This window comes from Massilia sp. ST3, from assembly GCF_018119405.1.
GTDB lineage: Bacteria > Pseudomonadota > Gammaproteobacteria > Burkholderiales > Burkholderiaceae_D > Telluria.
Genome location: NZ_JAGPWC010000012.1, coordinates 13,006 through 36,070, shown reverse-complemented (window position 1 = coordinate 36,070; position 23,065 = coordinate 13,006). Strand labels below are relative to the sequence as shown.

Here is a 23,065-nt window from a genome sequence, read left to right as displayed (position 1 = left end):
AGGGTGGCGCTACGGCCACGGGGATCAGCTTCGCCTACAAAGGCTCATCAGACTGTACGGGAGCGCACGCAGCACCGTGCGCACGGGACGCGCGGCCGCGCCGCCGCCCCACCAACTGTTGTATGATTTGGGAAACATTCAACCGAGCCAACGATGACCGAACCGGCCCATCCGCACTCCGACCCGGAACTCGAACGCCTGGTCGCGGCGCGCACCGCAGACCTTACTGAAATGCTGGGCTACCTGGCCGCCTGCTGGGACGACGAAAAACGCCTGCTGGCGCGCCAGCTGCACGACAGCCTGGGTTCGTCGATGACGGCCCTGACCATGCACCTGGCGCTCCTGAGCCAGCACATCCCGGCCGAGAACAAGGCGATGCGCGACCGCAGCGCGCAGATGAAGCAGCTGCTGGCGACGATCATCGAGACCAACCGCAAGATGCAGCTCGATCTCTGGAACGACAAGCTGGAGTTCCTGGGCTTGCGCGCCGCCCTGGCCGAACTGGTCCCGGAATTCGCCGCCCGCCAGGGCCTGGCGGCCCGCGCCAGCCTGCCCGACGAGGACGGCCATTACAGCCGCACCCAGGGCGTGGTGCTGCTGCGCTGCGCCGAGGAAGGCCTGCGCAATGCGGCCACCCATGGCAAGGCGAGCGAAGTCGACGTGATCCTGGATGACGACGGCGAACAGCTGATGCTTACCGTGCGCGACAACGGCGAAGGCCCGCGCGACTGCGCCGCCGCCATGAGCGCCTCCGATTGCCATGGCCTGCGCCTGCTGCGCGAGCGCGCCCGCCACCTGGGCGGCGAACTGGTCCTGCTGCGCGGCGAGGACGGCGGCGCCGTGCTGCGCATGACCCTGCCGCGCGAAGCGCCCGCCGCTAGCGCCTCTTCACTCGGCTAGGTAGGGACCCTACCAGGTGGTCTGGTCGGCCAGGCCGCCGCGCTTGGCGATGTAGGCCGTGTGCTTGTCGCAATCCAGGTACAGGATCTCGCTCGTGCCGTCCAGCCGGGACCGCAGGTCGACCGCCTGGGCGCCGACCGGCGCCAGGTGGGCGATCGGGACGGACCTGTCGTCCGGACTGGCCGGCGGCTTCGGCGCCTCGACCGCGTCGATCCCCTTCCCGATGAGCTGGAACTTTCCTGAACGGTAGGCCGCGATGGCCTCGCCGCTGTGCTCGGGGCACGCGCCGGTGGCGGTCGCATGGCCCCCGCGCCATTCCAGCTTCAGGGGCGCGGCCGCCGCGCCGGCCGTGGCCACCGCCAGGATCAGGGTCAGCGGTATGCGCATGGTGCCGCCCTCAATGCAGCTTGACCATCGGCGTGCTGCGCCGGATCAGGAAGCGCGCCAGCGCCAGCAAGCCCGTGCGCACCGATCCCAGCACGGCGCGGTGGTGCATCAGGTGCAGGCTGGCGTACATGGCGCGCGCCACGGTGCCCTGGACAAACCAGCTGGCCCCGCGCAGCGATCCCATCAGGCTGCCCACGCTCGTGGTCTGCCCCACCGATACCAGCGAGCCGTAGTCCTTGTAGACGTAGGGCTGCTCGCGCGCCGCGCCGCCCCTGGCCAGGCGCAGGAAAGCGTCCGCCAGATAGTCGGCCTGCTGGTGCGCGGCCTGGGCGCGCGGCGGCACCGCCTGGCCCTTGCCGTCCACGCAGGCGGCGCAGTCGCCCAGGGCATACACGCCCTCGGCGCCCTTCACCCGCAGCCGGTCGTCGACTTCGAGCTGGCCGCCCTTGGCGGTCGGCAGGCCCAGCGAAGCAAGCAGCTCGGGGGCGCGAATGCCGGCCGCCCACACGCACAGGTCGGCGGGATAGACGTTGCCGTTCTTGTCCGTCACGCGGTCGGCCTCGATGGTGGTGACACGACAATCGGTGATCACCTTGATGCCGCGCTGCTGCAGCAGGTCGAGCGCCGCCGTCGACACCTTCTCGGGCAGCGGCGCCAGGATGCGCGGCGCGCCTTCGAGGATGGTGATGCGCACGTCGCGCCGGCCGTCCAGCGACGAAAAGCCGTAGTGGGCGTAGGCGCCCGAGGCTTCGCGCAGTTCGGCCGCCAGCTCGACGCCGGTGGCGCCGCCGCCGATGATCACCACGTCCAGGCCCGCGTCCTTGCCCTCCTCGCGCTGCTGCTCGACCGCCAGCATCAGGCGCAGCATGCGCAGGCGGAACTGCTCCGCGTCCTCGGTGGCGTTGAGGGAAATCGTGTGTTCGCGCGCGCCCGGCACGCCGAAGTAGTTGGAGGTGCTGCCGACCGCCATCACCAGGGAACCGTATTCCAGGCGCCGGTCCGGCAGCACTTCCTGGTTGTCGCTGGCGGAGCGCACCGCGCCGATCGCGATGGTCCTGGCGGCGGCGTCCATGCCGGTCATGGGACCGAACACGAAGCTGAAGCCGTTGTCGTGCGCCAGCATCGGGTAAGACAGGCCTTCCTGGTGGATGTCGAGGGTGCCCGCCGCCACTTCGTGCAGCGAGGGCTTCCAGATATGATAAAGACGGCTGTCGACCAGCGTCACCCTGGACGGACCGAGTTTGCGCCCCAGTTTGCAGGCCAGCTCGAGTCCGCCTGCCCCGCCTCCTACGATCACGATCTCGCTGCGCAAGCTTGCCTCCGTCATGACGCCCGTTCCGGCCTTGCGCCGGACTGTGGGCAATGAGGCAATCTTACTATGCTTGCAAAATCGGCGCGGTCCGGCTGCGCCGGACGCCGGCCGGTGTCCGACTATGTTGGAAAAAACAAGGAGACGGCAAACTACAACCAGGACCTGGTGACCAATATGATCAACAAGAGAAGGGAATATCTGGAAGAGAGCAAGGAACTCGACCAAAAGCTGAAAGATCTTGTCTCGAAAATATGAGTTCCCGGGCGGTCGATTAAGCGGGTAGGCCGATGCTCCATCCCAGCTCCATCGCAGCGGGCATTCCGATGGATGAAGCGGGATTGAATGACTGCTGAGGACCTGCCGCGGAATCAGTCGTGACCGCGGCCGTGACCCTTGCCGTGGCCATGGCCGCCGCCGTGGCCCTTGCCGTGACCGTGGCCGCCGCTATGGCCGCCATGGCGCGGCTCCTCATAGCGCACCGGCGCCGCATACACATGCGTCTCGCGGTAGCGCGGCACCACGACCTGGTTATACCATTCGTCGCGCACGAACATCACGCGCTGGCCGCAGGCGCCGTAGCGGCGGCAGTGCTTCTTCCAGTTCTTGCGGTGGCCCGGCGGCACGCGCAGGTAGACCGGCTCGGCGCGGTAGTGGCGGTGCTCCTCGACGATCACCGGCTGCGCGTACACCACTTGCGGCCGGGCGTAGTCGCCGATGTCGATGCGGCCGTAGAAGCCGGGCTGGCCGATGCTGACGCTGACATTGGTCTGGGCCAGCGCAGGGAGGGTGGCGGCCAGCATGGCCGCGCCGAGGATCAGATGTTTCATAGTGGTCTCACGAGCTAGGGATGTTGTAAGACGAACTTTATCATCTGCAACCTTTTACCCTGTGTTCGCTTGGCCACATTCTTACAAGCTGTAGGGGATGTCACACTTGCTTACATCTGTCCTTACATATGGCGGAACAGCGCCATGAAGGGCTGGCTGACCGACAGCGTCTCGGGCCGGTTCTTCAGGCGGATGGTGCCGCGCCCGGTCTCGTCGCGGGTCACCGCCGCCACCGCCCGCAGGTTGACGATGGTCGAGCGGTGCACCTGCTTGAACATGGTCGGGTCCAGCACCTCGAGCAGGTCGCGGATCGGCTTGCGCAGCAAGGCCTCGCCGTCGGCCGTCATCACCACCGTGTACTTGGAATCGGCCTGGAAATAGGCGACGTCGTCGACCAGGATCAGGCGCGTCTCGACGCCGCGGCTGGCGGTCAGCCAGACCAGGGGTTCGGCGCGCGGCGCCGGCGGCGCCACCGTCGACAGGCGCGACAGCAGCTCGGCCAGCTGCCCGCTGTCCTGGCTGCCGCGCGCCAGGCGTTCGCGCACCCGGCCCACGGTGGCCGCCAGGCGCTCGCGCGCCACCGGCTTGAGCAGGTAATCGACCGCGCCGCGCTCGAAGGCGTCGATGGCGTACTGGTCGTAGGCGGTGACGAACACCACTTCGGTGCGGATCCCGGCGTCCAGCAGGCTGGAGGCCACTTCCAGCCCGCTCAGGCCCGGCATGCGGATGTCGAGGAAGGCGACCTCGGGCTGGTGGGCGGCGATCGCTTCCAGCGCGCTGCCGCCGTCCTCGCAGGCGGCCACGATCTCGAGCTCGGGCCAGGCCGTCGCCAGCTGGGCCACCAGGGATTCGCGCAGCAGGGCTTCGTCCTCGGCGATGACACACTTGATGCGCGGGTTAGGCATGTTGTGCTCCCCCACCCTGCACCGCCAGCGGCACCGTGATGGTGGCCGCGACGCCGCTCGGGAAATTCGACACGATCGAGAACGCGGCCGCCGTCCCGTAGGCCAGGCGCAGGCGCTCGCGCACATTGCGCAGGCCGATGCCGGTGCCGCCGCCCTCGGCCGTGAAACCGCGGCCGTCGTCGGCCACCGTCACCGCCACCGTGCTGTCGACGGCGCGCGCCAGGAGCCAGACCGTGCCGCCGCCCGGCTTGGGTTCGATGCCGTGCTTGATGGCGTTCTCCACCAGGGTCTGCAGCATCATGGTGGGGAACAGCACGTTCTTCAGGGCGTCCGGCACGTCGAGCTGCAGGTTCAGGCGCGGGCCCATGCGGATCTTGAGGATGTCGAGGTAGGCGCGCACCCGCTCCAGTTCCTCGCCCAGGGTCGAGGGCACGTCCTCGGTGCGCGGCAGCGAGTGGCGCAGGTAGGAGATCAGGTTGCCCAGCATCTCGTCGGCGCGCGCCGGGTCGCTCCGGGTCAGCACCTGGGCGCTGGCCAGGGTGTTGTACAGGAAGTGGGGCTCGACCTGGGCGTGCAGCAGGTTCAGGCGCGCCACGGTGAGTTCCTTCTCGGTGGCGGTCTGGCGCACCTTGGCCTGCTCGCTGCGGCGGCGCTCGGCGACGCGGCGGGTGATGGCGCGCACGATGGCCTCGGCGTTTTCCAGGTTGGTGCCGTGGTCGACCAGGAACCAGTCGGTCCAGGCAGGGCCTTCCGGCTCGCAGATCAGGGTCACGCTGCCGGCGTCGTCGCCGTTCGGGGTAACGGTGGCCAGGATCTGGTTATGGCGGGTCGACAGGTGCTCGAGCGCCCAGGCGTAGGGCGACTGGCCGCCGTAGGGATCGATGCGCTTGACCTTGGCGCGCACCTGCAGGCTGTCGCGGGCGCTGTCGGCGATGACCGAGCCGGGCAGCTCGCGGATCGCGGCGTCGATCATGTCGAAGGCTTCGCCGGCCTCGAACGGCACCTCGATCCTGCGCCGCTGGCGGTTCGACAGGGTGCTGCGGTTGAGCTGCCCGGCCACCAGGCGCACGCGGCGCACGTGCGAGAAGGCGACCGACAGCACCCAGGCGCCCAGCATGAAGGCGAACAGGACGATGTAGCCTTCGATCTGGATGCCGATATGCTCCAGCCAGGCTTCGTGCAGGGTGATGGTGACGGCCATGTAGACCGCGATCCAGGCCAGCAGCAGCCGTCCAAGGTGAAATGTACTTGAGAGCATGATTATCCTTCCATCGTGATTGGCATGGCCAGCATAGCCATGACAACCATTGCCAAGTGACATTATGCGACGGAGACGGGTATGGGCCGACGAAACCGGGCCGCCGGACGATAAAAAAAGCGCCGCAGCGGCTACAATGCCGGGCTTCAAACCACGAAAGGCCATCCATGTCGCTCAACAAGACCGTCCGCGCCGCCCTCGGCTGCGCCGTCCTGCTCACCGCCGCCTGCGCCCACGCCCAGGTCGGCCTCACCCTCGATGCCGGCACTACCGGCGCCGGCGTCCACCTGGTGGTGCCGATGGAGACCTTCCTCAACGGCCGCTTCGGCATCAACTACTTCAAGCACGACTTCGAGAAGCGCTCCGGCCTGGTCGACTACCAGCTCGACGGCAAGCTGCAGACCATCGACGCCCTGTTCGACTGGTACCTGCGTCCGGGCAGCCCTTTTCGCCTGACTGGCGGCGTGATCTACAACGGCACCCGCTTCGACGCCGTCGGCAGCGCCGACCGCGCCGGCAAGTTCAGCCTCAACGGCAAGGAATACTCGGCCGCCGACGTCGGCGTCCTGAAGGGCAGCGTCAACTTCCGCAAGGCCGCGCCCTACCTCGGCATCGGCTGGGGCAATGCGCTCAGCCAGGACAAGCGCCTGAACTTCAGCGCCGACCTCGGCGCCATCTACCAGGGCAAGGCCCACGTCAACCTGGTCAGCATCGGCTGCACCACCAGCCGCACCGTCTGCACCGCGCTGGCCAACGACGTCTCGGTGGAAGAGCTGCGCCTGGCCGAGGACGTGTCGGACTACAAGTTCTATCCGGTCCTGCGCGCCAGCATCTCCTACCGCTTCTGAATCGAACTTTTCATGCATACCTGTGGCGAAAGCGTATGATGGAGCCATTCCTCGGAGGGCACCATCATGCAAGCTCGCCATATCCTGAGCATCGTCCTGGCCGTCGTCTGCCTGTCCCTGTCCGGCTGCCGCCAGCATAACGAGCCCGTCAAGCCCATCGCCGACCTGTCGGTGCTGGTCGCCCTGCACTGAACCGCCGCCCGCAAACGTCGCGTTGCGGGGCGCGGCAGGGTAAACTACGGCTTGTTCATTTTTCAGCCGCAAGGTTTCCCTCCATGTCGTTCGCATCCCTGGGCCTGATCGACCAGATCCTCGCCACCCTCGACACCCTCGCCTACCACACTCCGACCGCCGTCCAGCAGCAAGCCATCCCCGCCGTGCTGGCCGGAAAGGACGTGATGGCGGCCGCCCAGACCGGAACCGGCAAGACCGCCGGCTTCACCCTGCCACTGCTGCAGCGCCTGGTCAAGAGTTCGGGCAAGGTGTCCAGCAACGCCGCGCGCGCCCTGATCCTGGTGCCGACCCGCGAACTGGCCGAGCAGGTGCACGAGAGCGTGCGCACCTATGCGCAAGGCCTGGAGCTGCGCTCGCTGGCCGCCTACGGCGGGGTCAGCATCAACCCGCAGATGATGGCGCTGCGCAAGGGCATCGACGTGCTGGTGGCGACCCCGGGCCGCCTGCTCGACCTGCACCGCCAGAACGCCGTGCGCTTCAACGAAGTCAAGGTGCTGGTGCTGGACGAGGCCGACCGCATGCTCGACCTCGGCTTTTCCAAGGAACTCGACCAGCTGTTCGCGGTGCTGCCCAAGAAGCGCCAGACCCTGCTGTTCTCGGCCACCTTCTCCGACCCGATCCGCGCCATGGCCAACCGCCTGCTGCGCGAACCGGTGCGCATCGAAGCCACGCCGCGCAACACCACGGCCAGCGCCGTCAAGCAGTGGCTGGTGCCGGTCGACAAGAAGCGCAAGGCCGAACTCTTCATCCACCTGCTCAAGCAGCATGCCTGGCCCCAGGTACTGGCCTTCGCCAAGACCCGCAAGGGCGTGGACGAGCTGGTCGGCCTGCTGCATGCCAAGCGCATCGACGCCGACGCCATCCACGGCGACAAGCCGCAGCCGGCGCGCCTGCGCGCGCTGGAGCGCTTCAAGGCCGGCGAAGTCAGGGTGCTGGTGGCGACCGACGTGGCCGCGCGCGGCCTCGACATCGACGACTTGCCGGCCGTGGTCAACGTCGACCTGCCGATCGTGGCCGAGGACTACGTCCACCGCACCGGGCGCACCGGCCGCGCTGGCGCCTCGGGCGAAGCGGTGTCGCTGGTCTGCGCGGACGAGGTCGAGCAGCTCGCCGCGATCGAGCTGCTCACGGGACAGCTGATCAGGCGGGTCGAGGAAGCCGGCTTCGCGCCGGACCACCGCGTGCCCGAGACGGCGGCCGGCGGCCAGATCGTCAAGAAGCCCAAGAAGCCGAAGAAACCCAAGGGCGACGCCCCCGTGGTCAGCGAGGACGTGCGCTTCCGCCGCTAGGCATCAGGCCTCGGGCACGTGGATCTTTTCCTTGATGTGCTTGAGGCTGGCCACGATGGTGAAGGTCATGATCACCAGCAGCGACCACGAGCTCCACTTGCTCAGGTGGACCACCGACCAGGCGCCCAGCTGGTTCGGGTAGCGCCACACGCCCCAGAAGGTGCCGATGTTCTCGGCCAGCCAGATGAAGAAGCCGATCAGCACGAAGGCCAGCAGCAGCGGCATCTGGCGGTCGCGGTCCAGCGGCCGGAAAGTGACCATGGTGCGCGAGTACAGGCCCAGGGCGCAGGCGGCCAGGTACCAGCGGTAGTCGCCGATGTAGTGGTGAGTGAAGAAGTTGGCGTAGATCAGGACCGCGATGGTGGCCGCCATCCAGTACGGCGGGTGGTGGCGCACGCGCAGGTCGAGCAGGCGCCAGGACTGGATCATGTAGCTGCCGATGGTCGCGTACATGAAGCCGGAGAACAGCGGCACCCCGAAGATCTTGGTATAGGCGAAGTCGGGATAGCTCCAGGACTGGATGCTGGACGAGACCTTGAAGGCTTCCAGCGCGAAGCCGACCAGGTGGAACAGGCAGACCGCCTTCAGCTCGTCCCAGGTTTCCAGCCTGGCCCAGACCATCCACAGCTGCAGGCCGATGGCCACGATCAGGAGCACGTCGTAGCGCGGGATGCCGAGCACGCCGGCGCGCGGCGTCAGCAGCATGGCGAACAGGAACACGCCGACGAACAGGCAGGCGCGCGCTTCCTTGATGCCGAAGTAGAGGAACTCCACGGCCCAGCGGCGCAGGCTTTCGATGCGCCGCGGGCGGCTGTCCATCAGGTAGTTGTCGATCGCGGTGAGCATTGGGTCGATCCGGTTGTCGAACAGGAGTCAGGATAGCATCCAGCAAGCTTGGCGCAAATAGCACCGTTACCCCCAAGACCGTCACCCCGGCGAAGGCAGGGCCCAAGTTCGTTGCGTCGCGTTAGCGCATGCAGAGCTTAGGTTCCGGCCTTCGCCGGAACGACGGTCTTGAAACTAACGGTAAATTTAGCGACGCCGACCTTACCGCAACACCAATCGCATCTGCCTGATCCCCTCCTCCCCGATCTTCACCTCGAACCCCAGCTTCTTCACCATCGCCACAATACGTGAATTCTGCGGCAGCGCCTCGCCCACGATCTCGCGGGTGCCGCGCAGGCGGCAGTAGGCGATCAGCTTTTCCATCATGATGCGCCCCAGCCCCATGCCCTTCAGGTCCGAGCGCACCGTGACCGCGAACTCGGCACTGACGTTGTCCGGGTCCGCCACCACCCGTCCCACGGCCAGCGTCTCGGCCACGCCCTCGGCATTCGGCCGCGTGGCGATGAAGGCCATCTCGCGGTCGTAGTCGATCTGGGTGAAGCGCGCCAGCTGCGAAGGCTGGAGCTCGCGGATGCGCACGAACATGCGGTAGCGGATGTCGTCCGGACTCAAGGCGTCGAAGAAGGCCAGGTGGGCGGGGCCGTCCTCGGGACGGATCGGCCGCAGCAGCAGGCGTCCGCCCTGCCAGTCTATGGTTTCCTCCAGCTCGCGCGGATAGGGCCGGATCGCCAGGCGGTCCAGGGTGCTGCCCGAGCGGTCGGCCATGGCCAGGCGCATGCGCGCGTCCAGCACTACTGCGCCCTTGCTGTCGGCCACCAGGGGATTGATGTCCAGCTCGACGATCTCGGGGATGTCGGAGACCAGGCGCGAGACCTGGATCAGGGCCGCCAGGATGGCGTCCAGGTTGGCCGGCGGGCGGTTGCGGTAGCCGGCCAGCAGGCGCGCCACCCGCGTGCGGTCGACCAGGTCGCGCGCCAGCACCAGGTTCAGGGGCGGCAGGCCGACCGAATGGTCGCCGGTCACTTCCACCGCCACCCCGCCCTGCCCGAACACGATTACCGGACCGAATACCGGGTCGAGGGCCGCGCCCACGATCAGTTCGTGCGCGTGCGAGCGGCGGCACATGGCCTGCACCGAATAGCCTTCGAAGCGCGCCCGCGGGAAGACCTCGCCCAGCCGGCGCCGCATGCGCTGGGCGGCGGCGCGCACCGCGTCCTCCGAGTCGAGGTCGAGCGCAACGCCGCCGAAGTCGGACTTGTGCATCACGTCGGGGGTGAGGATCTTGAGCGCCACCGGGAAGCCGAGGGCCCGCGCGGAAGCGGCCGCCTCGTCGGCGTCGCGCGCGGCCCGGGTCTCGACCAGCGCCATGCCGTAGGCGCGCAGGATGGCCTTGGTCTCGGGGTCGGACAGCAGGTGGCGTCCGGCGGCAATGGCTTCGCGCACCAGCGCGCGCGCCGCGCCCCGGTCCGGGGCCACGGTGCCGGTCATCGAGGGCGGCACCTGCATCAGGAGGTTCTGGTTGCGGCGGTAGTTCACCAGCTGCAGGAAGCCGCCCACGGCGTCCTCGGGGGTGCGGTAGGCCGGGATGCGGGCGCCGGCCGCGATGGCGCGCGCCTCCGCCACCGAGGCCCCGCCCAGCCAGCACGAAAGCACGGTGCGCGAGGCGCCGCGCGCCACCGAGGCGACGGCTTCGGCCACCTCGCGGCTGTCGGCGGTGGCGGTGGGCGAATGGATCACCAGCACCGCATCGGCCTGCGGATCCTGCAGCAGGACCTCGAGGGCCTGCCGGTAGCGCTCGGGCGGCGCCCCGCCCGACAGCTTGACCGGATTGCCGCCGCCCCAGCCCGCGGGCAGCAGCGCGTCGAGCCGCGCCAGCGTCTCCGGCGCCAGGCTGGCGGCCACGCCTTCGCCGTAGTCCAGCGCGTCCAGGGCCAGCACGCCCGGGCCTTCGCCGTTGCTGAGGATGGCCAGCCGCTCGCCGTGCAGCGGCCGGGCATAGGCCAGGGTCTCGACCGCCGCGAACAGCTGCTCGGTGGTGTACACGCGCAGCATGCCGGCGCGGCGGATGGCGGCGCCGAACACCTCGTCGGCGCCGGCCAGCGCCCCGCTCTCGCTGGCCGCGGGGATGGTCTCCCGGCGCCCCGCGCGCCCGCCCTCGCGGTGCGCCTTCAGCACCAGCACCGGCTTGCTGCGCGCCGCCGCGCGCGCGGCCGACATGAACTTGCGCGCATAGCGCAGGTCCTCGACATACAGCAGGATGGCGGTGGTCGCGCCGTCGCTGGCCAGGTAGTCGAGCGTGTCGCCCAGGTCGACGTCGCTCGAGTCGCCCAGGGACACGAAGCTCGAAAAGCCGATGCCGCGCGTACGCGCCCAGTCAAGCACCCCGGTCATGAGCGAGCCGGATTGCGACACGAAAGCGATGCGCCCGGGCAGCGCGCCGCTGTGGGCCACGCTGGCGTTCAGGCCCAGGCCGGGAATCAGGAGGCCGGCGCTGTCCGGTCCCAGCAGGCGCAGCAGATAAGGATGGGCGGCGTCCAGGCTGGCCTGGCGCAGGCTGCGGCCGTGCGCCTCCTTGCCGTCGGCTGCGGGCGCGGGCGTGCTGAGGACCACCGCAGCGCGGGTACCCAGCTCGCCCAGCTGGCGCACCAGCTGGGGAATGGTGGCCGGCGGCGTGCAGATCACGGCCAGGTCCGGCGCCTCCGGCAGCTCGCCGACACCGGCGTAGCAGCGCCGGCCGGCCAGCTGCTCGTATTTAGGGTTGACCGCGTAAAGCTGGCCGCGAAAGCCGCCCTCCTGCAGGTTGCGCAGCAGGGTCGCGCCCAGGCTGCCGGGGCGCTCGGAGGCACCCACCAGGGCGACCGAACGCGGCGCGAACAAACGATTCAGGTTGCGGACGCTCATCTGGCAGGGGCGCCCGGAACGGCGGGGCAAGGCGGGGCCGGCGGCATGGACGCTCCTTTCCTGGATGGCGAGAACTGGAGCTAGCATAGCGCCCCTGCGCGCGGCGACGCGCACAGGACTGGCGGACGGGTGGCGGCGCGCCGGTTCAGCGGACCGACAGGCGGCGGTCGCGCAGGGCGTCGTTGAGCGGCAGTGCGCGCAGTTCCGGGGCCCGCGCCAGGAGTTCGCGCATCAGGCCATCGGCCAGCAGCGGCGCGTGGCGGCGCACGGTGGCGGCGTCCAGGCCGGCGTCGTCGACATAGGCGCGCAGGATCAGGGCTTCCGGCAAGTCGCGCACGGCGATGGCGGCCAGGGCGCTCCCGGAGGAAGGCGGCGTGGAGGAAAAGAAGCGCAGCCGGAACTGGCGGTCGAGCAGGATCGTCCCGTTCAGGAAGCGGTCGATGCCGATGTCGGACAAGACCTGCTGGGCCACCTCCGTAGCGCGCCCAGCCACCTCTTGCCGGGTCTTGCGGCGGCGCGGCGCGAACAGGCGGGTCAGCAATTCCACGGCGGGCTTCCTGGAGGTTGGTCTGCATGGGATGCTAGCAGCAGCTTAGCAAACATGCAATCATCCGGCTCGCATGCCAGGCTCCGTGTTGCGGGCGCGCCGCACTCCTCCCGTCATCGCTCCTCGGTCGCCATCCCTCGGTTGCCATCCGTGCGGGCATGGGCGCAGGCATGGCGCAGCAGCCCGATCAGCTCCTGCGGCGCCACCGGCTTGGTCAGGTGCTCGTTGAAGCCCGCCTCGAACGAGGCCAGCCGGTCTTCCTTGCGCCCGCGGCCAGTGACCGCCAGCAGGAAGGGACGCGGGACGCGGCGCGACAGCACCTGGGCCACTTCCAGCCCGCTCATCTCGGGCATGCCCAGGTCCAGCACCACGATCGCCGCCGGGCGCGCGTTGAACAGGCGCAGGGCCTGGGCGCCGTCGTGCGCCACTTCGACGCTCGCGCCTTCCGAGCGCAGCAGCCAGGCGAGCGACTCGGCGGCGTCGACGTTGTCGTCGGCGATCAGGATGTCGCAGGCGATGGCCCCTTCCCCGTCGGTGGCCTGCTGCTCGCCGGCGGGGGCTTGCGCGCTGATGTCGAGCGGCAGCAGCACCGTGAAGCGCGATCCCTTGCCGGCCCCCTCGCTGGCGGCGGCGATGCTGCCGCCGTGCAGCTCGACCAGGCCCTTGGCCAGCGACAGGCCGATTCCCAGGCCGCCCTGGGCCAGGTGGCTGGCGCTGGCCACCTGCACGAAGGGGTCGAACACGCGCTCGATCGCGTCGGGCTCCAGCCCCACCCCATTGTCGCCCACCGTGACCTGGGCCATGCCGTCCACCGCCTTGAGTCCGATCTCGATGCAGCCGCAGGGCGGCGTATACTTGGCCGCGTTGTTGATCAGGTTGGCCAGCACCTGGGTCAGGCGCAGCGCGTCGGCGTCGACCCATTGCGGTTCCGCGCACAGGTCGAGCAGCACCTGGTGGCGCCCGGCCTCGATCAGGGGCATGCTGGTCTGCAGCGTATCGCGGATCAGGCGCCCCAGCTCCACCCGCGCGCGCCGCAGCTCGATCTTGCCGCGGCTGATGCGCGACACGTCCAGCAGGTCGTCCAGCAGGCGCGACATCTGCGCCGTCTGGCGGCTGACCATGGCCGCGATCCATTCGATGCGGTCAGGCGGCAGCTGCTTGCTGCGCAGGAGCGAGGCGGCGTTGGCGATCGGCGCCAGCGGATTGCGCAGCTCGTGCGCCAGGGTCGCGATGTAGACGTCCTTGCGCTTGTCGGCGTCCTTGAGCGCATCCATCGCCTGTTCGCGCTCGCTCACGTCGAGCACCAGCGAAAAGCCGGTGACGATGTCGCCATGCTCGTCGTGCAGGACCGAGTTGTACCACTCGCAGCACAGGGTGCGGCCGTCGCGGGTGCGGTTGCGGTTGTTCGACTTGACGTACTTGGTGGCCGAGTCGCACAGGCGCCGCACCACCGTCGAGACGCGCTCGGCGTCGTCCTCGTGCACGATGGGCAGCGCATCGATGCGCTTGCCCAGGGCCTCTTGCGCGCTCCAGCCGAACAGCTCCTCGGCGCGCCGGTTCCACAGCGTGATGGCGAACTCGCGGTTCCATTCGATCACGGCGAGCGGCGTGTTCTCGATCAGGTAGCGGGTCTGGTCGAGGGCCCGGCGCAGCGCCGCGCTGGCCTCGGTGCGCTCGGTGATGTCGTCCAGCACCACCACCGCCGCCGCCAGGTCGGCCGCGCCGTCGCGCAGCGGCGCCCCGCTCACCGCGTACACCCGGCGCCCCGACTGGTGGGTGGTCTCGAGCACCGCGTCGTGGAAGCCCTGGCCCTCGATGGCGCGCCGCACCGGCTCGCCGATCAGCGCAAGCATGGTGGCCGGCCCTTCGCTCTCGTCGGCGCCGGCCGGCAGGAAATGCCGGACCATGCCCAGCGCCTGGTCGTTGGCCATCACGCAGCGGCCGTCGCGGTCGACGATCAGGACCCCGTCCGGCAGCTGGCGCAGCACCGTGCCGAGCAGGCTTTGCCACTGGGCGCGGGCGCGGGTGTCGACCATTTCGTGGAAGGTGGCGTGCAGGCGCGCGTGCAGCGCGATGTTGTCGATCGCCAGCGCGCCCAGCACGAACAGCGAAGCCGCCAGACCGTACAGCCGGCCGGCGTAGAACCCCAGGTCGTAGCGCGCGCCGTTGAGCAGGCAGGACATCGCCACCTCGAACACCCAGGCCGCCATCGCCACCGTCAGCCAGACATCGAGCACGCTGCGGGGCCGCTTGCGCGCCGTGGTCCACAGGGTCCACAGCGACAGCGCCAGGATCGCGGCGCTGAGCCAGCGGTAGAGCGGCAGGTAGCGCTGGCCGTCCATCAGGGGCGGCAGGTAGGTGGCGCCCGAGGTCGAGACCAGCAGCAGGAAAGCCACGAACAGCGCCGTCAGCAGGCCGCCCAGGCGCATGAAGTGGCTCGGGAGCGGACTGCGGTAGGGAATGGTGTAGCCGAGCACGAACAGCGGATACAGCAGGTGCCAGGCGACCGTGAGCCAGGGCGCTGTCTGGCTGTTCGCCCCCAGCACGCCCGCGTCGGAGAACAGGCCGGGGAAGGTCAGCATGTGGGCCACCGCGATCAGCGCCGTGAACAGGTAGCCCAGGGTGAGGATGCCCAGGGCCAGCGATCGCCCGGTATGCAGGTGGCCGAGCAGCAAAATGCCGGTGATCAGGTTGCTGGCCACCAGCACCGACTGGTACATCGGAATGAATTCGGGCGCCACCGGCAGCGCCACCCGGGCCGCGGGGGCCAGCACGGAGAACAGCAGGGCCAGGATGACGAGCACGCCGACGACGTTGCGCAGCTGGGAAGCGGTAGGCGGGTGTTTCGCCAGGTCGGTCGGTTCTGCCAGCACACCGTGTCCCATTGGTCGTCCCATGAAGCCGCCGGGGGCAAGTCGGAAAATCCGGCGGAAAAGCGTAGCGGTTCAGCGCGTCATACGGCCCTGCATTGTCCAATTTCTAACAAAATATAACGTAATAGATACCATCGGTACAGATTTTTTAACCTGATATCGCTATCGCATCAGGCGCCCGAACGCGCGCTGACGGGATAGCCGGCGGCGTCGATCGCGGCGGCGATGCGTTCGAGCTCGGCCCGGCTGTCGATGCGCACCTTCTTGCTCGGCAGGTCGATGGCGACCTTGGCCTCGCTATCCACTTCCTGCACCGACTTGGTGACCCGTCCCACGCAATGCCCGCAGCTCATGCCTTCCACGGTCAGTTCATACATCATGCTTCCTCCTGGTTGATGGGGCGCGGCGGCCCCGTTGGCGATCATTGGATACGTCGGCGCGGCCGGCGCCCAGCGCCGCAGCAGCAGCGCGTTGGCGACCACGCTCACCGAGCTGAGGGCCATGGCGGCGCCGGCCAGCACGGGATTGAGCAGCCCGAGGGCGGCCAGCGGCACCCCGACCAGGTTGTAGACAAACGCCCAGCCCAGGTTCTGGCGGATCTTGCGGTAGGTGCGCTGCGACACCGCGATGGCGTCCGGCACCAGGCCGGGATCGCCCCGCATCAGGGTCAGGCCGGCGGTCTGCATGGCCACCTCGGTGCCGCCGGCCATCGCCATGCCGACGTCGGCGGCGGCCAAGGCCGGCGCATCGTTGATGCCGTCGCCCACCATGGCGACCTTGCGGCCCTCCCGGCGCAGCTGTTCCACCACGCGCGCCTTGTCCTCGGGCAGGACCTCGGCGTGGAAGCGCGCGATGCCCAGCTGCGCCGCCACCGCCTGCGCCGCGCCGTGGTTATCGCCGGTCAGCATCGCCGGTTCGACGCCCATGTCCCGCAGGCGCGCCACCGCCGCCTGCGCGCCCGGCTTGAGGCGGTCGCCGAAGGCCAGCAGCCCCTTGACCTCCACCGTACCGCCGCGGCGCGCCAGGAGCCAGGACACGGTGCGTCCGGCGCTTTCGTGCGCCCGCCCCGCCGCCACGCCTGCCTCCACGCCCAGTTCCTCCAGCAGGCGGCGGTTGCCCAGGAAGACGGTGGCGCCGTCGACCTCGGCGCGCACGCCCCGCCCTGGCAGCGCCGCCGCCTCCAGGGCCGGCGCCGGCGCCAGCCCGCGCGCCTGCGCGGCTTCGGCCACGGCGCGCGCCAGCGGGTGGGCGCTGTACTGCTGCACGGCCCAGGCCAGCCGCAGCGCCTCATCCTCGTTCCCGCCCTCGAACGCCGTCAAGGCCACCAGCGCGGGCTTGCCCTCGGTCAGGGTGCCGGTCTTGTCGAACACCACCACGTCGAGCGCGTGCGCCGTCTCCAGCGCTTCCGCGTCCTTGATCAGGATGCCGTGGCGCGCCGCCGCGCCGGTGCCGACCATGATCGCGGTCGGCGTGGCCAGGCCCAGGGCGCAGGGACAGGCGATCACCTGCACCGCCACCGCGTTCAGGAGCGCCGCCTGCCAGTCGCCGGTGGCCAGGCCCCAGCCGAGCAGGGTCAGCAGCGAAACCAGCAGCACGGCCGGCACGAACACGGCGCTGACGCGGTCGACCAGGCGCTGGATCGGCGCCTTCACGGCCTGCGCGTCCTCGACCATGCGGATGATCCGCGACAGCGTCGACGCCGCGCCCACTCTGGTTGCGCGCACCAGCAGCAGGCCTTCGCCGTTGACGGCGCCGCCGGTCGCCTTGTCGCCCGGCCGCTTCGCCACCGGCAGGCTTTCGCCGGTCAGGAGCGACTCGTCCACGTGGCTGGCGCCTTCGAGCACGTCGCCGTCGGCCGGCACCCGTTCGCCCGGCAGCACCACCATCAGGTCGCCCGCGGCCAGCTCCGCCAGCGGCACCCGCACATCGCGGCCATCGCGGCGCACCAGCGCGTCGCTGCTGCGCAGCGCCTCCAGCGCCTCGATCGCATGCACCGTCTGGCGCTTGGCCCGGCCTTCCAGCCACTTGCCGAGCAGGACCAGGGTGATCACCACCGCCGAGGATTCGAAATACAAGTGGCCGTGACCGCCCTGCGCCAGCAGCAGGTAGAGCGACAGGCCGTAGGCCGCGCTGGTGCCGAGCGCCACCAGCAGGTCCATGTTGCCGCTGAAGGCGCGCAGGGCTTTCCAGCCGGCGCGGTAGAAACGCGCGCCGAGCCAGAACTGCACCGGGGTCGCCAGCAGCAGCTGCAGCCAGCCGGGCAGCATCCAGTCCAGGCCGAAGGGCTGGGCCAGCATCGGCGCCAGCAGCGGCGCGCTCAGCAGCGCGGCGGCGGCCACCGGCCACCAGGACGGCGGTCCGACCCGCGGCGCAGGAACAGCCGCGGGCTTGCCGGCCGCTTCCTCCAGAGCCTCGTAGCCGGCCACCCGCACGGCCCCGGACAGGTCGGCGGCGGAGGCCGCGCCGTGCACGGTGGCCTTCTCGGTCGCCAGGTTGACGCTGGCCCGCTCGACGCCGGGCACCGCCAGCAGCGCCTTTTCGACGCGCGCGACGCACGAGGCGCAGGTCATGCCGCCGATGCGCAGGGTGGTTTCATGGCTGGAATGGATGCGGTCCATATGCTTGCTCCTCGATCACATATGGACAGCATAATCCTTCCCACGGTGGGAAGGTCAAGGGCTGCCGGAAGCCGGGAGCTCGGGCCGGATGCGCCCGCGCCCTGCCCGCTTGGCCTCGTACATGCGCTGGTCGGCCTCGCGGATCAGCGCCTCGGGGCCCACGCCGGCGCCGGGCGGGCACAGGGCGATGCCGATGCTGGCGCCCACCTGTACCTGCGTGGTCCACAGGGCCGCCGGCTGCGAGACCGACTCGATCAGCTTGGCGCCGACGCGGTGGGCGTCGCCCCAGGCGTCGCCCAGGTCTTCCAGCAGCACGGTGAATTCGTCGCCCGCCAGGCGGAACACGCTGTCGGTCTTGCGCACCGCGGCGCGCAGGCGGTCGGCCAGGATGCGCAGCAGCGCGTCGCCGGCGTCGTGCCCGAACTCGTCGTTGACGGCCTTGAAGCCGTCCAGGTCGATGAACAGCAGGCCCATGGTGCGTCCGCTGCGCCCCGCGCGCGACTGCACCACCGGCAGCGCTTCCATCAGGGCGCGCCGGTTCGGCAAACCGGTCAGCGCGTCGTGCCGGCTTTCGTATTCGCGCCGCGCCTCGGCTTCCTTGCGCTCGGTGATGTCGTGCAGGAAGGCGCTGAACAGCGGCTCGCCGTCGATGTCGAGCGCGCGGATGCGCAGCTCGATCATCAGGCGGCTGCCGTCGCGCCGCATGGCGGGCAGCTCCAGGCGCCGGTCGACCACGCTCGCCACGCCGGTCTCGAGGTAGCGCCGCATGCCGGCCTGGTGCGCCCCCGCCAGTTCCGGCGGAATGATCAGGCATTCGAGCGTGGTCCCGAGCGCCTCTTCCGCGCTCCAGCCGAAGGTTTCCTCGGCCTGGCGGTTCCAGGCCGTGACCAGGCCATGGCGGTCGAGGCTAATGTAGGCGTCGTTGGCGTTCTCGATCACGGTGCGCAGCTGCACTTCGCGCGCACGCAGCTCCTGCTCGGCCTGGCGCTGGCGGCCGATCGCTTCCTGCAGCTCGCGCGTGCGCTCCTCGACCCGCCGCTCGAGGTCGGCGTTCAGGGCGGCCAGCTCTTCCTCGGCGCGCTTCTGCGCATCGATGTCCTTGACCACCGCCACGTTGTACTCGTGCTCGCCCTCCGGCCCCAGCTTGCGCGAGACGTCCACCTGGATCCAGACCAGGCTCCCGTCCTTGCGCACATAGCGCTTCTGGCGCGTGAAGCGCTCGATCTCGCCGGCGTGCAGGCGCCGGATCAGCTCGGCGTCCTCGGCGCGGTCGGGCGGGTAGGTCACTTCCGGGAAGCGGATGCCCAGCAGCTCCTTTTCGCTGTAGCCGAGGATCTGGCACAGGGCCGGGTTGACGCTGACCCAGGTGCCGTCGGGCAGCACCAGGGCGATGCCGACCACGGCGGCGTCGAACACCGAGCGGAAGCGCGCCTCGCTGGCGCCCAGCACCGCGCCGGTCCGTTCGAGCTGGACGCGCGCCACCGCCAGCCGCTCGCGGTAGCGGATTTCCTCGGTGATGATCGCGGCCAGGTCGCTCAGCACGGCCTGGTCCTGCGCGCTCAGCTCGCGCGGGCGGGTGTCGATCGCGCACAGGGTGCCGATCGCCAGGCCGGCGCTGGTGCGGATCGGCACGCCCGCATAGAAGCGGATGTTGGGGTCACCTGTGACCAGGGGATTGCTGCGGAAGCGCTCGTCCTCGGTGGCGTCCTTCACCACCAACGGCGGACCCTGGCAGATCGCATGGGCGCAAAAGGCTTGTTCGCGCGGGGTTTCGGCGACCTCGAGCCCGACCCGCGACTTGAACCACTGGCGCTCGGTGTCGACCAGGGAGAACAGCGCGATCGGCACCTGCAGCAGCTGGCTGGCGAGGCGGGTGACGCGATCGAACAGGGGCTCGGACGGCGTGTCGAGCAGGGACAGCGCATGCAGCAGCGCCAGGCGTTCGGCTTCGTCGGACGGCAAAGGAGCTGCTGGCATAGCCTGGTCTCGCTAAGATGGTCGAAGGGGTCGAAGGTGAGCGGCGCCGCCGCTGCACAAGACAGACTGTAGCAGATGAATCCCGACATTCGGGCACGGGATCATGTCGGATTGTGACGTGGACTGCAATACTTCGTTACAATCTTACCCATAAGAATTTATATACTAGGGAGAACAACGACTCTTCCTGTACCGCATGCGCCATTTGCCCTTCTTCCTCTTCGCAGCTGCCCTCGCCTGCTCACCGGCGCGGGCCTTCGACGCCGCGCGCGCGGGCGTGGCCGCCACCGCCTCGCCGCTGGACAGCAGCGCCGTCCGCGACGCCGAACGCAAGCGCGCGGCCGCGGTGTCGAACCGCGACATCGGTACCCTGCGCCTTCTCATCGGCGGCGAGTACTACCATGTCGAAAGCAATGGCCGGGCGCGCACCAAGACCGAATTCCTGCAAGCGCTCGCGCGCGACGACTTCAAGCTTTCGGGCTACGGCGTGGACGACATGGAGATCACCCTGCTCGGCAGCGGCCGGGCCGCGGTCGTGACCGGGCGCTTCCATGCCAGGATGCAGGTGACCGACACGGTGCGCCAGTTCCGCGGCCGCTATGTACGGGTCTGGACCCTGTATCCCGAAGGCTGGCGCAACACCCTGCACCAGAGCACCGAGATCCGTCCGGCCGGAACGGCGCCGGACAAGCGCGCGTTGCCGCTGCAGTAAGCCCTTCAGACACGCGGCCGGCGCCACGCCTGCAGGTCGAGCCAGGCCACCAGCAGGAAGGCGCCCGCGAGGCCGAGGTGTTCGTAGAAACCGTTCTCCGCCATCCGGCGCGCCGGTCCCGCCAGTTCCCACCAGCGGTTGGCCACCCCGTTCGCGGCCAGCGTGAACAGCGCCAGCCAGGCCGCCCCGGCCCAGCGCCACCAGCCGCCCACCACCAGCACCGAGGCCCCCAGCTCCCCGGCGATCGTCAGCAGCGCCACCGGCGCCGCGGGACGCAGCCCGAAATGCGCCATCTCGGCCACCGCGGCCGGAAAATCGAGCGCCTTCTCGAGGCCGCCCTGCAAGTAGGCCGCGCACAGCAACAGCAGGCATAGCCGGACGACCAGCGCGGTGCCGGCCGGCCCAGCTTGCAGGAAAATCCGTTGTGGGGAAGCGTCATGGTGGACCGCCATGGTGTCATCCATTGTGAAGTGAGCCGCGCACATGGTAGGCGCTTTTGTGCGCGCCGGACAGACACGAAGGTGTGGTCTCCGGCCACCCGGAAGGATGGCCCGGCGTAAATATAACTTGCCAATATGCATACGTATGTACAAAATCCACAGTACATACTGATAAGAGGCAGGGGCTCATGCAGACGGCAGACATCAAGGAAATCGCGGCGCTCGAACAGCAGGCGCTGCAGGCGGACGCGCGCGGGGACATGCGGCGCGCGGTGCAATGCTGGGAAGCGCTCCTGGCGCGTGCGCCGGACCATCCGCGCGCTCTGCGTTCGCTGTCGCACGAGGCTTTCAGTGCCGGGCGCCTGGACCGGGCGCGCGCCCTGCTCCAGCGCCTGGTCGAAGTCGACGGCCGCGACAAGCAGCAATGGCTCAACCTGTCCGTGGTCTGCCTGGCGCAGAAGGACGAGGACGGCGAGGAAGCGGCCCTGCGCGGCGCGCTCACGGTCGACCCTTACGACCTGGTGGCGCTGGTGCTGCGCAGCCGCCTGTACATCCGCCAGGGCCGGCGCCAGGCCGCGGCCGGCGCCTGCGCCGCGGTGGCGGCGGTGGCGCCGCCGCTGCACACCCTGCCGCCGGACCTGCAGCCGGTGGTGCGCGAAGCGCTGGACTGGCACGATGCCTACAACCGCGACTTCGGCGCCCACCTGGACAGCTTCCTGGCGCCCTACCTGCGCGAGCTGCAAGGCGAAAACCTGGCGCGCTTCCGCGAGTCGGTCGACATCATGACCGGCCGCAAGCGGCGCTACGACTCCCAGCCCGCCCTGTTCCACTACCAGGGCCTGCTGCCGACCAGCTTCTTCCCGCGCAGCGAGTTTCCCTGGCTGGACGCGCTGGAAGCGTCGACCGTCGCCATCCGCGAGGAATTCCTCGCGGTGCTGGCGGCGGAACAAGGCTTCACGCCCTACATCAATTATTCCGAAGACCAGCCGCTCAACCAGTGGGCCGAGCTGAACAAGTCGCTCAGCTGGAGCGCCTTCCGCCTGATCGACAATGGCGCACCGGTCGAAGAGAATGCCGCGCGCTGCCCGCGCACCATGGCGGCCCTGCGCGGCGCCCCCCAGCCCGACCAGCCGGGACGTACGCCGAGCGCCATGTTCTCGGTACTGAAGCCCAAGACCCGGATTCCGCCGCATACGGGCGTGAGCAACGTGCGCCTGGTCACCCACCTGCCCCTGATCGTTCCGCCGGGCTGCGGCTTCCGGGTCGGCAACGACACGCGCGAATGGGAGGTGGGCAAGGCCTGGGTCTTCGACGACACCATCGAGCACGAGGCCTGGAACGACAGCGGGCAGCTGCGCGTGGTCCTGATCTTCGACATCTGGCATCCGCAGCTGTCGCAGGCGGAACGCGCGATGATCACGGCGATGACGGCCGGGATCAACCAGTTCACCCAGGCCGCCGGAGGATTCGCGCTCTAGCCCGGCGCCCAGGCCGGGATCCTTTGCGGTCGCGCCGGGCGGCGTGCCGCTCCTGGCGGGAACTTGGCCGGTCAGCCGCGCTTGGCCGAACGGGCGCGGGCGCCGCCGAGCGCCGCGAGGGCCAGGCCGACCAGCGCCAGCGAGCCGGGTTCCGGCACGTCCTGGCTGGTTTCCACGACGCCGATCGCCACCACGGAATTGTAGGCGGTATAACGCGCGCCATTGGTGCGGTTCATGGTTTCGCCGACGCCCATGCCGGCGCAGCCGCTGTTCACGCCTTCCAGGCACCACCAGTCCTTGCCGCTGCCCGGATTCGGACTCTGGAACAGGGCAAAGCCGCCCGCAGCACCGAAATTGAAATCAAGCGAATCCGCATCGCCCGACAGCAGGCCGCCGGTGAGCAGCAGGTTGGCGTTGACGCCCTTGGTGATCTGCAGCGGGCCCGCGCCGATGCCGTCGTCGAGGGTGAAGCTCCAGGAAAGAATGTTGCTGGAGGCGAGGACGCCGATGGTGCCGTCGGTCGTCAGGCTGCCGACGACCGATCCGGTGCCGATACTGCGCTTGACCTGGTAGGCGATCGGTGCGGCCTGGGCGGCGCAAGCGGCGCTAAAGGCAAGTGCGAAAAGGATCTTTTTCATGGGAAATCCGCTAGTTTGGAAATATTATGATTTTTGATACGACCCATGGCTATCAGCAACAACCATGCCTGTTGC

The 23,065-nt window shown here is 69.3% G+C and carries 20 protein-coding genes; 7 read left to right on the top strand and 13 right to left on the bottom strand.

Annotation, left to right across the window (positions count from 1 at the left end; all coding sequences use genetic code 11):
* The first annotated feature begins 153 nt into the window (after nucleotides 1-153).
* A complete protein-coding gene (locus KBW98_RS06010) occupies nucleotides 154-900 on the top strand; it encodes a sensor histidine kinase (RefSeq protein WP_211519221.1) in 747 nt (248 codons plus the stop codon).
* 9 nt (nucleotides 901-909) lie between these two features.
* On the opposite strand, the gene KBW98_RS06005 is transcribed toward KBW98_RS06010, so the two are convergent.
* Both KBW98_RS06005 and KBW98_RS06000 read right to left on the bottom strand, forming a co-directional pair.
* Nucleotides 910-1,287, bottom strand: coding sequence for a hypothetical protein (locus KBW98_RS06005; RefSeq protein ID WP_211519220.1), 378 nt, complete (start codon nucleotides 1,285-1,287; stop codon nucleotides 910-912).
* Nucleotides 1,288-1,297: 10 nt separating this feature from the next.
* Nucleotides 1,298-2,614, bottom strand: coding sequence for an NAD(P)/FAD-dependent oxidoreductase (locus KBW98_RS06000; protein ID WP_211519219.1), 1,317 nt, complete (start codon nucleotides 2,612-2,614; stop codon nucleotides 1,298-1,300).
* A gap of 51 nt (nucleotides 2,615-2,665) precedes the next feature.
* Here KBW98_RS06000 and KBW98_RS05995 point away from each other — a divergent pair, with 51 nt between their 5' ends.
* Complete coding sequence (locus KBW98_RS05995; RefSeq protein ID WP_211519218.1) at nucleotides 2,666-2,854, top strand: hypothetical protein; 189 nt, start codon at nucleotides 2,666-2,668, stop codon at nucleotides 2,852-2,854.
* A 113-nt stretch (nucleotides 2,855-2,967) separates the two neighbouring features.
* On the opposite strand, the gene KBW98_RS05990 is transcribed toward KBW98_RS05995, so the two are convergent.
* The 3 genes from KBW98_RS05990 to KBW98_RS05980 all read right to left on the bottom strand — a co-directional run bounded on the left by KBW98_RS05990 (nucleotide 2,968) and on the right by KBW98_RS05980 (nucleotide 5,589).
* Nucleotides 2,968-3,426: a hypothetical protein gene (locus KBW98_RS05990; RefSeq protein ID WP_211519217.1), complete on the bottom strand. Its 459-nt coding sequence runs from the start codon at nucleotides 3,424-3,426 to the stop codon at nucleotides 2,968-2,970.
* A 122-nt stretch (nucleotides 3,427-3,548) separates the two neighbouring features.
* Nucleotides 3,549-4,331: a LytTR family DNA-binding domain-containing protein gene (locus KBW98_RS05985; RefSeq protein WP_211519216.1), complete on the bottom strand. Its 783-nt coding sequence runs from the start codon at nucleotides 4,329-4,331 to the stop codon at nucleotides 3,549-3,551.
* Entirely contained in the window at nucleotides 4,324-5,589 is a 1,266-nt protein-coding gene (locus KBW98_RS05980) for a sensor histidine kinase (RefSeq protein WP_211519215.1), read from the bottom strand. Before KBW98_RS05980 ends, KBW98_RS05985 begins: the two co-directional genes overlap by 8 nt.
* Before the next feature lie 167 nt (nucleotides 5,590-5,756).
* Here KBW98_RS05980 and KBW98_RS05975 point away from each other — a divergent pair, with 167 nt between their 5' ends.
* The 3 genes from KBW98_RS05975 (at nucleotide 5,757) to KBW98_RS05970 (ending at nucleotide 7,960) form a co-directional block, all read left to right on the top strand.
* A complete protein-coding gene (locus tag KBW98_RS05975) occupies nucleotides 5,757-6,437 on the top strand; it encodes a hypothetical protein (protein ID WP_211519214.1) in 681 nt (226 codons plus the stop codon).
* A gap of 66 nt (nucleotides 6,438-6,503) precedes the next feature.
* A complete protein-coding gene (locus KBW98_RS24050; protein ID WP_267876128.1) occupies nucleotides 6,504-6,629 on the top strand; it encodes a hypothetical protein in 126 nt (41 codons plus the stop codon).
* An 83-nt stretch (nucleotides 6,630-6,712) separates the two neighbouring features.
* Entirely contained in the window at nucleotides 6,713-7,960 is a 1,248-nt protein-coding gene (locus KBW98_RS05970; protein ID WP_211519213.1) for a DEAD/DEAH box helicase, read from the top strand.
* A 3-nt stretch (nucleotides 7,961-7,963) separates the two neighbouring features.
* Here the strand turns inward: KBW98_RS05970 and KBW98_RS05965 are convergent, their stop codons facing one another.
* From KBW98_RS05965 to KBW98_RS05940, 6 genes are all read right to left on the bottom strand, one after another.
* Nucleotides 7,964-8,779, bottom strand: a complete 816-nt coding sequence (locus KBW98_RS05965; protein ID WP_373888912.1) for a DUF817 domain-containing protein — start codon at nucleotides 8,777-8,779, stop codon at nucleotides 7,964-7,966.
* A 228-nt stretch (nucleotides 8,780-9,007) separates the two neighbouring features.
* The gene (locus tag KBW98_RS05960) at nucleotides 9,008-11,707 is read right to left on the bottom strand and encodes a bifunctional acetate--CoA ligase family protein/GNAT family N-acetyltransferase (protein ID WP_211519211.1); all 2,700 of its coding nucleotides are present in this window, start codon (nucleotides 11,705-11,707) and stop codon (nucleotides 9,008-9,010) included.
* A 145-nt stretch (nucleotides 11,708-11,852) separates the two neighbouring features.
* A complete protein-coding gene (locus KBW98_RS05955; protein WP_211519210.1) occupies nucleotides 11,853-12,254 on the bottom strand; it encodes a hypothetical protein in 402 nt (133 codons plus the stop codon).
* Between the two features lie 113 nt (nucleotides 12,255-12,367).
* The gene (locus tag KBW98_RS05950) at nucleotides 12,368-15,127 is read right to left on the bottom strand and encodes an ATP-binding protein (protein WP_211519209.1); all 2,760 of its coding nucleotides are present in this window, start codon (nucleotides 15,125-15,127) and stop codon (nucleotides 12,368-12,370) included.
* Nucleotides 15,128-15,297: 170 nt separating this feature from the next.
* The gene (locus KBW98_RS05945; RefSeq protein WP_211519208.1) at nucleotides 15,298-17,745 is read right to left on the bottom strand and encodes a heavy metal translocating P-type ATPase; all 2,448 of its coding nucleotides are present in this window, start codon (nucleotides 17,743-17,745) and stop codon (nucleotides 15,298-15,300) included.
* Between the two features lie 54 nt (nucleotides 17,746-17,799).
* A complete protein-coding gene (locus tag KBW98_RS05940; RefSeq protein ID WP_211519207.1) occupies nucleotides 17,800-19,722 on the bottom strand; it encodes a PAS domain S-box protein in 1,923 nt (640 codons plus the stop codon).
* Between the two features lie 196 nt (nucleotides 19,723-19,918).
* On the opposite strand from KBW98_RS05940, the gene KBW98_RS05935 reads away from it, so the two are divergent.
* The gene (locus tag KBW98_RS05935; protein ID WP_211519206.1) at nucleotides 19,919-20,434 is read left to right on the top strand and encodes a nuclear transport factor 2 family protein; all 516 of its coding nucleotides are present in this window, start codon (nucleotides 19,919-19,921) and stop codon (nucleotides 20,432-20,434) included.
* A gap of 5 nt (nucleotides 20,435-20,439) precedes the next feature.
* Here the strand turns inward: KBW98_RS05935 and KBW98_RS05930 are convergent, their stop codons facing one another.
* Entirely contained in the window at nucleotides 20,440-20,886 is a 447-nt protein-coding gene (locus tag KBW98_RS05930) for a DoxX family protein (RefSeq protein WP_211519205.1), read from the bottom strand.
* Nucleotides 20,887-21,062: 176 nt separating this feature from the next.
* On the opposite strand from KBW98_RS05930, the gene KBW98_RS05925 reads away from it, so the two are divergent.
* The gene (locus KBW98_RS05925) at nucleotides 21,063-22,352 is read left to right on the top strand and encodes an aspartyl/asparaginyl beta-hydroxylase domain-containing protein (protein ID WP_211519204.1); all 1,290 of its coding nucleotides are present in this window, start codon (nucleotides 21,063-21,065) and stop codon (nucleotides 22,350-22,352) included.
* 71 nt (nucleotides 22,353-22,423) lie between these two features.
* Here KBW98_RS05925 and KBW98_RS05920 read toward each other — a convergent pair whose 3' ends face one another.
* Nucleotides 22,424-22,990 carry a PEP-CTERM sorting domain-containing protein gene (locus KBW98_RS05920; RefSeq protein WP_211519203.1) on the bottom strand — a complete coding sequence of 189 codons (567 nt, stop codon included), beginning with the start codon at nucleotides 22,988-22,990 and terminating at the stop codon, nucleotides 22,424-22,426.
* Between the last annotated feature and the right edge of the window lie 75 nt (nucleotides 22,991-23,065).

Excerpts from the sequence above, each read along its gene's own strand:
- KBW98_RS06005 (WP_211519220.1), bottom strand. The coding sequence starts at position 1,287 with ATGCGCATACCGCTGACCCTGATCCTGGCGGTGGCCACGGCCGGCGCG.
- KBW98_RS05920 (WP_211519203.1), bottom strand. The coding sequence starts at position 22,990 with ATGAAAAAGATCCTTTTCGCACTTGCCTTTAGCGCCGCTTGCGCCGCC.
- KBW98_RS24050 (WP_267876128.1), top strand. The coding sequence starts at position 6,504 with ATGCAAGCTCGCCATATCCTGAGCATCGTCCTGGCCGTCGTCTGCCTG.
- KBW98_RS06000 (WP_211519219.1), bottom strand. The coding sequence starts at position 2,614 with ATGACGGAGGCAAGCTTGCGCAGCGAGATCGTGATCGTAGGAGGCGGG.
- KBW98_RS05945 (WP_211519208.1), bottom strand. The coding sequence starts at position 17,745 with ATGGACCGCATCCATTCCAGCCATGAAACCACCCTGCGCATCGGCGGC.
- KBW98_RS05965 (WP_373888912.1), bottom strand. The coding sequence starts at position 8,779 with ATGGACAGCCGCCCGCGGCGCATCGAAAGCCTGCGCCGCTGGGCCGTG.
- KBW98_RS05985 (WP_211519216.1), bottom strand. The coding sequence starts at position 4,331 with ATGCCTAACCCGCGCATCAAGTGTGTCATCGCCGAGGACGAAGCCCTG.
- KBW98_RS05940 (WP_211519207.1), bottom strand. The coding sequence starts at position 19,722 with ATGCCAGCAGCTCCTTTGCCGTCCGACGAAGCCGAACGCCTGGCGCTG.
- KBW98_RS05930 (WP_211519205.1), bottom strand. The coding sequence starts at position 20,886 with ATGGCGGTCCACCATGACGCTTCCCCACAACGGATTTTCCTGCAAGCT.
- KBW98_RS06010 (WP_211519221.1), top strand. The coding sequence starts at position 154 with ATGACCGAACCGGCCCATCCGCACTCCGACCCGGAACTCGAACGCCTG.
- KBW98_RS05970 (WP_211519213.1), top strand. The coding sequence starts at position 6,713 with ATGTCGTTCGCATCCCTGGGCCTGATCGACCAGATCCTCGCCACCCTC.
- KBW98_RS05995 (WP_211519218.1), top strand. The coding sequence starts at position 2,666 with ATGCTTGCAAAATCGGCGCGGTCCGGCTGCGCCGGACGCCGGCCGGTG.
- KBW98_RS05925 (WP_211519204.1), top strand. The coding sequence starts at position 21,063 with ATGCAGACGGCAGACATCAAGGAAATCGCGGCGCTCGAACAGCAGGCG.
- KBW98_RS05960 (WP_211519211.1), bottom strand. The coding sequence starts at position 11,707 with ATGAGCGTCCGCAACCTGAATCGTTTGTTCGCGCCGCGTTCGGTCGCC.
- KBW98_RS05975 (WP_211519214.1), top strand. The coding sequence starts at position 5,757 with ATGTCGCTCAACAAGACCGTCCGCGCCGCCCTCGGCTGCGCCGTCCTG.
- KBW98_RS05980 (WP_211519215.1), bottom strand. The coding sequence starts at position 5,589 with ATGCTCTCAAGTACATTTCACCTTGGACGGCTGCTGCTGGCCTGGATC.
- KBW98_RS05990 (WP_211519217.1), bottom strand. The coding sequence starts at position 3,426 with ATGAAACATCTGATCCTCGGCGCGGCCATGCTGGCCGCCACCCTCCCT.
- KBW98_RS05935 (WP_211519206.1), top strand. The coding sequence starts at position 19,919 with ATGCGCCATTTGCCCTTCTTCCTCTTCGCAGCTGCCCTCGCCTGCTCA.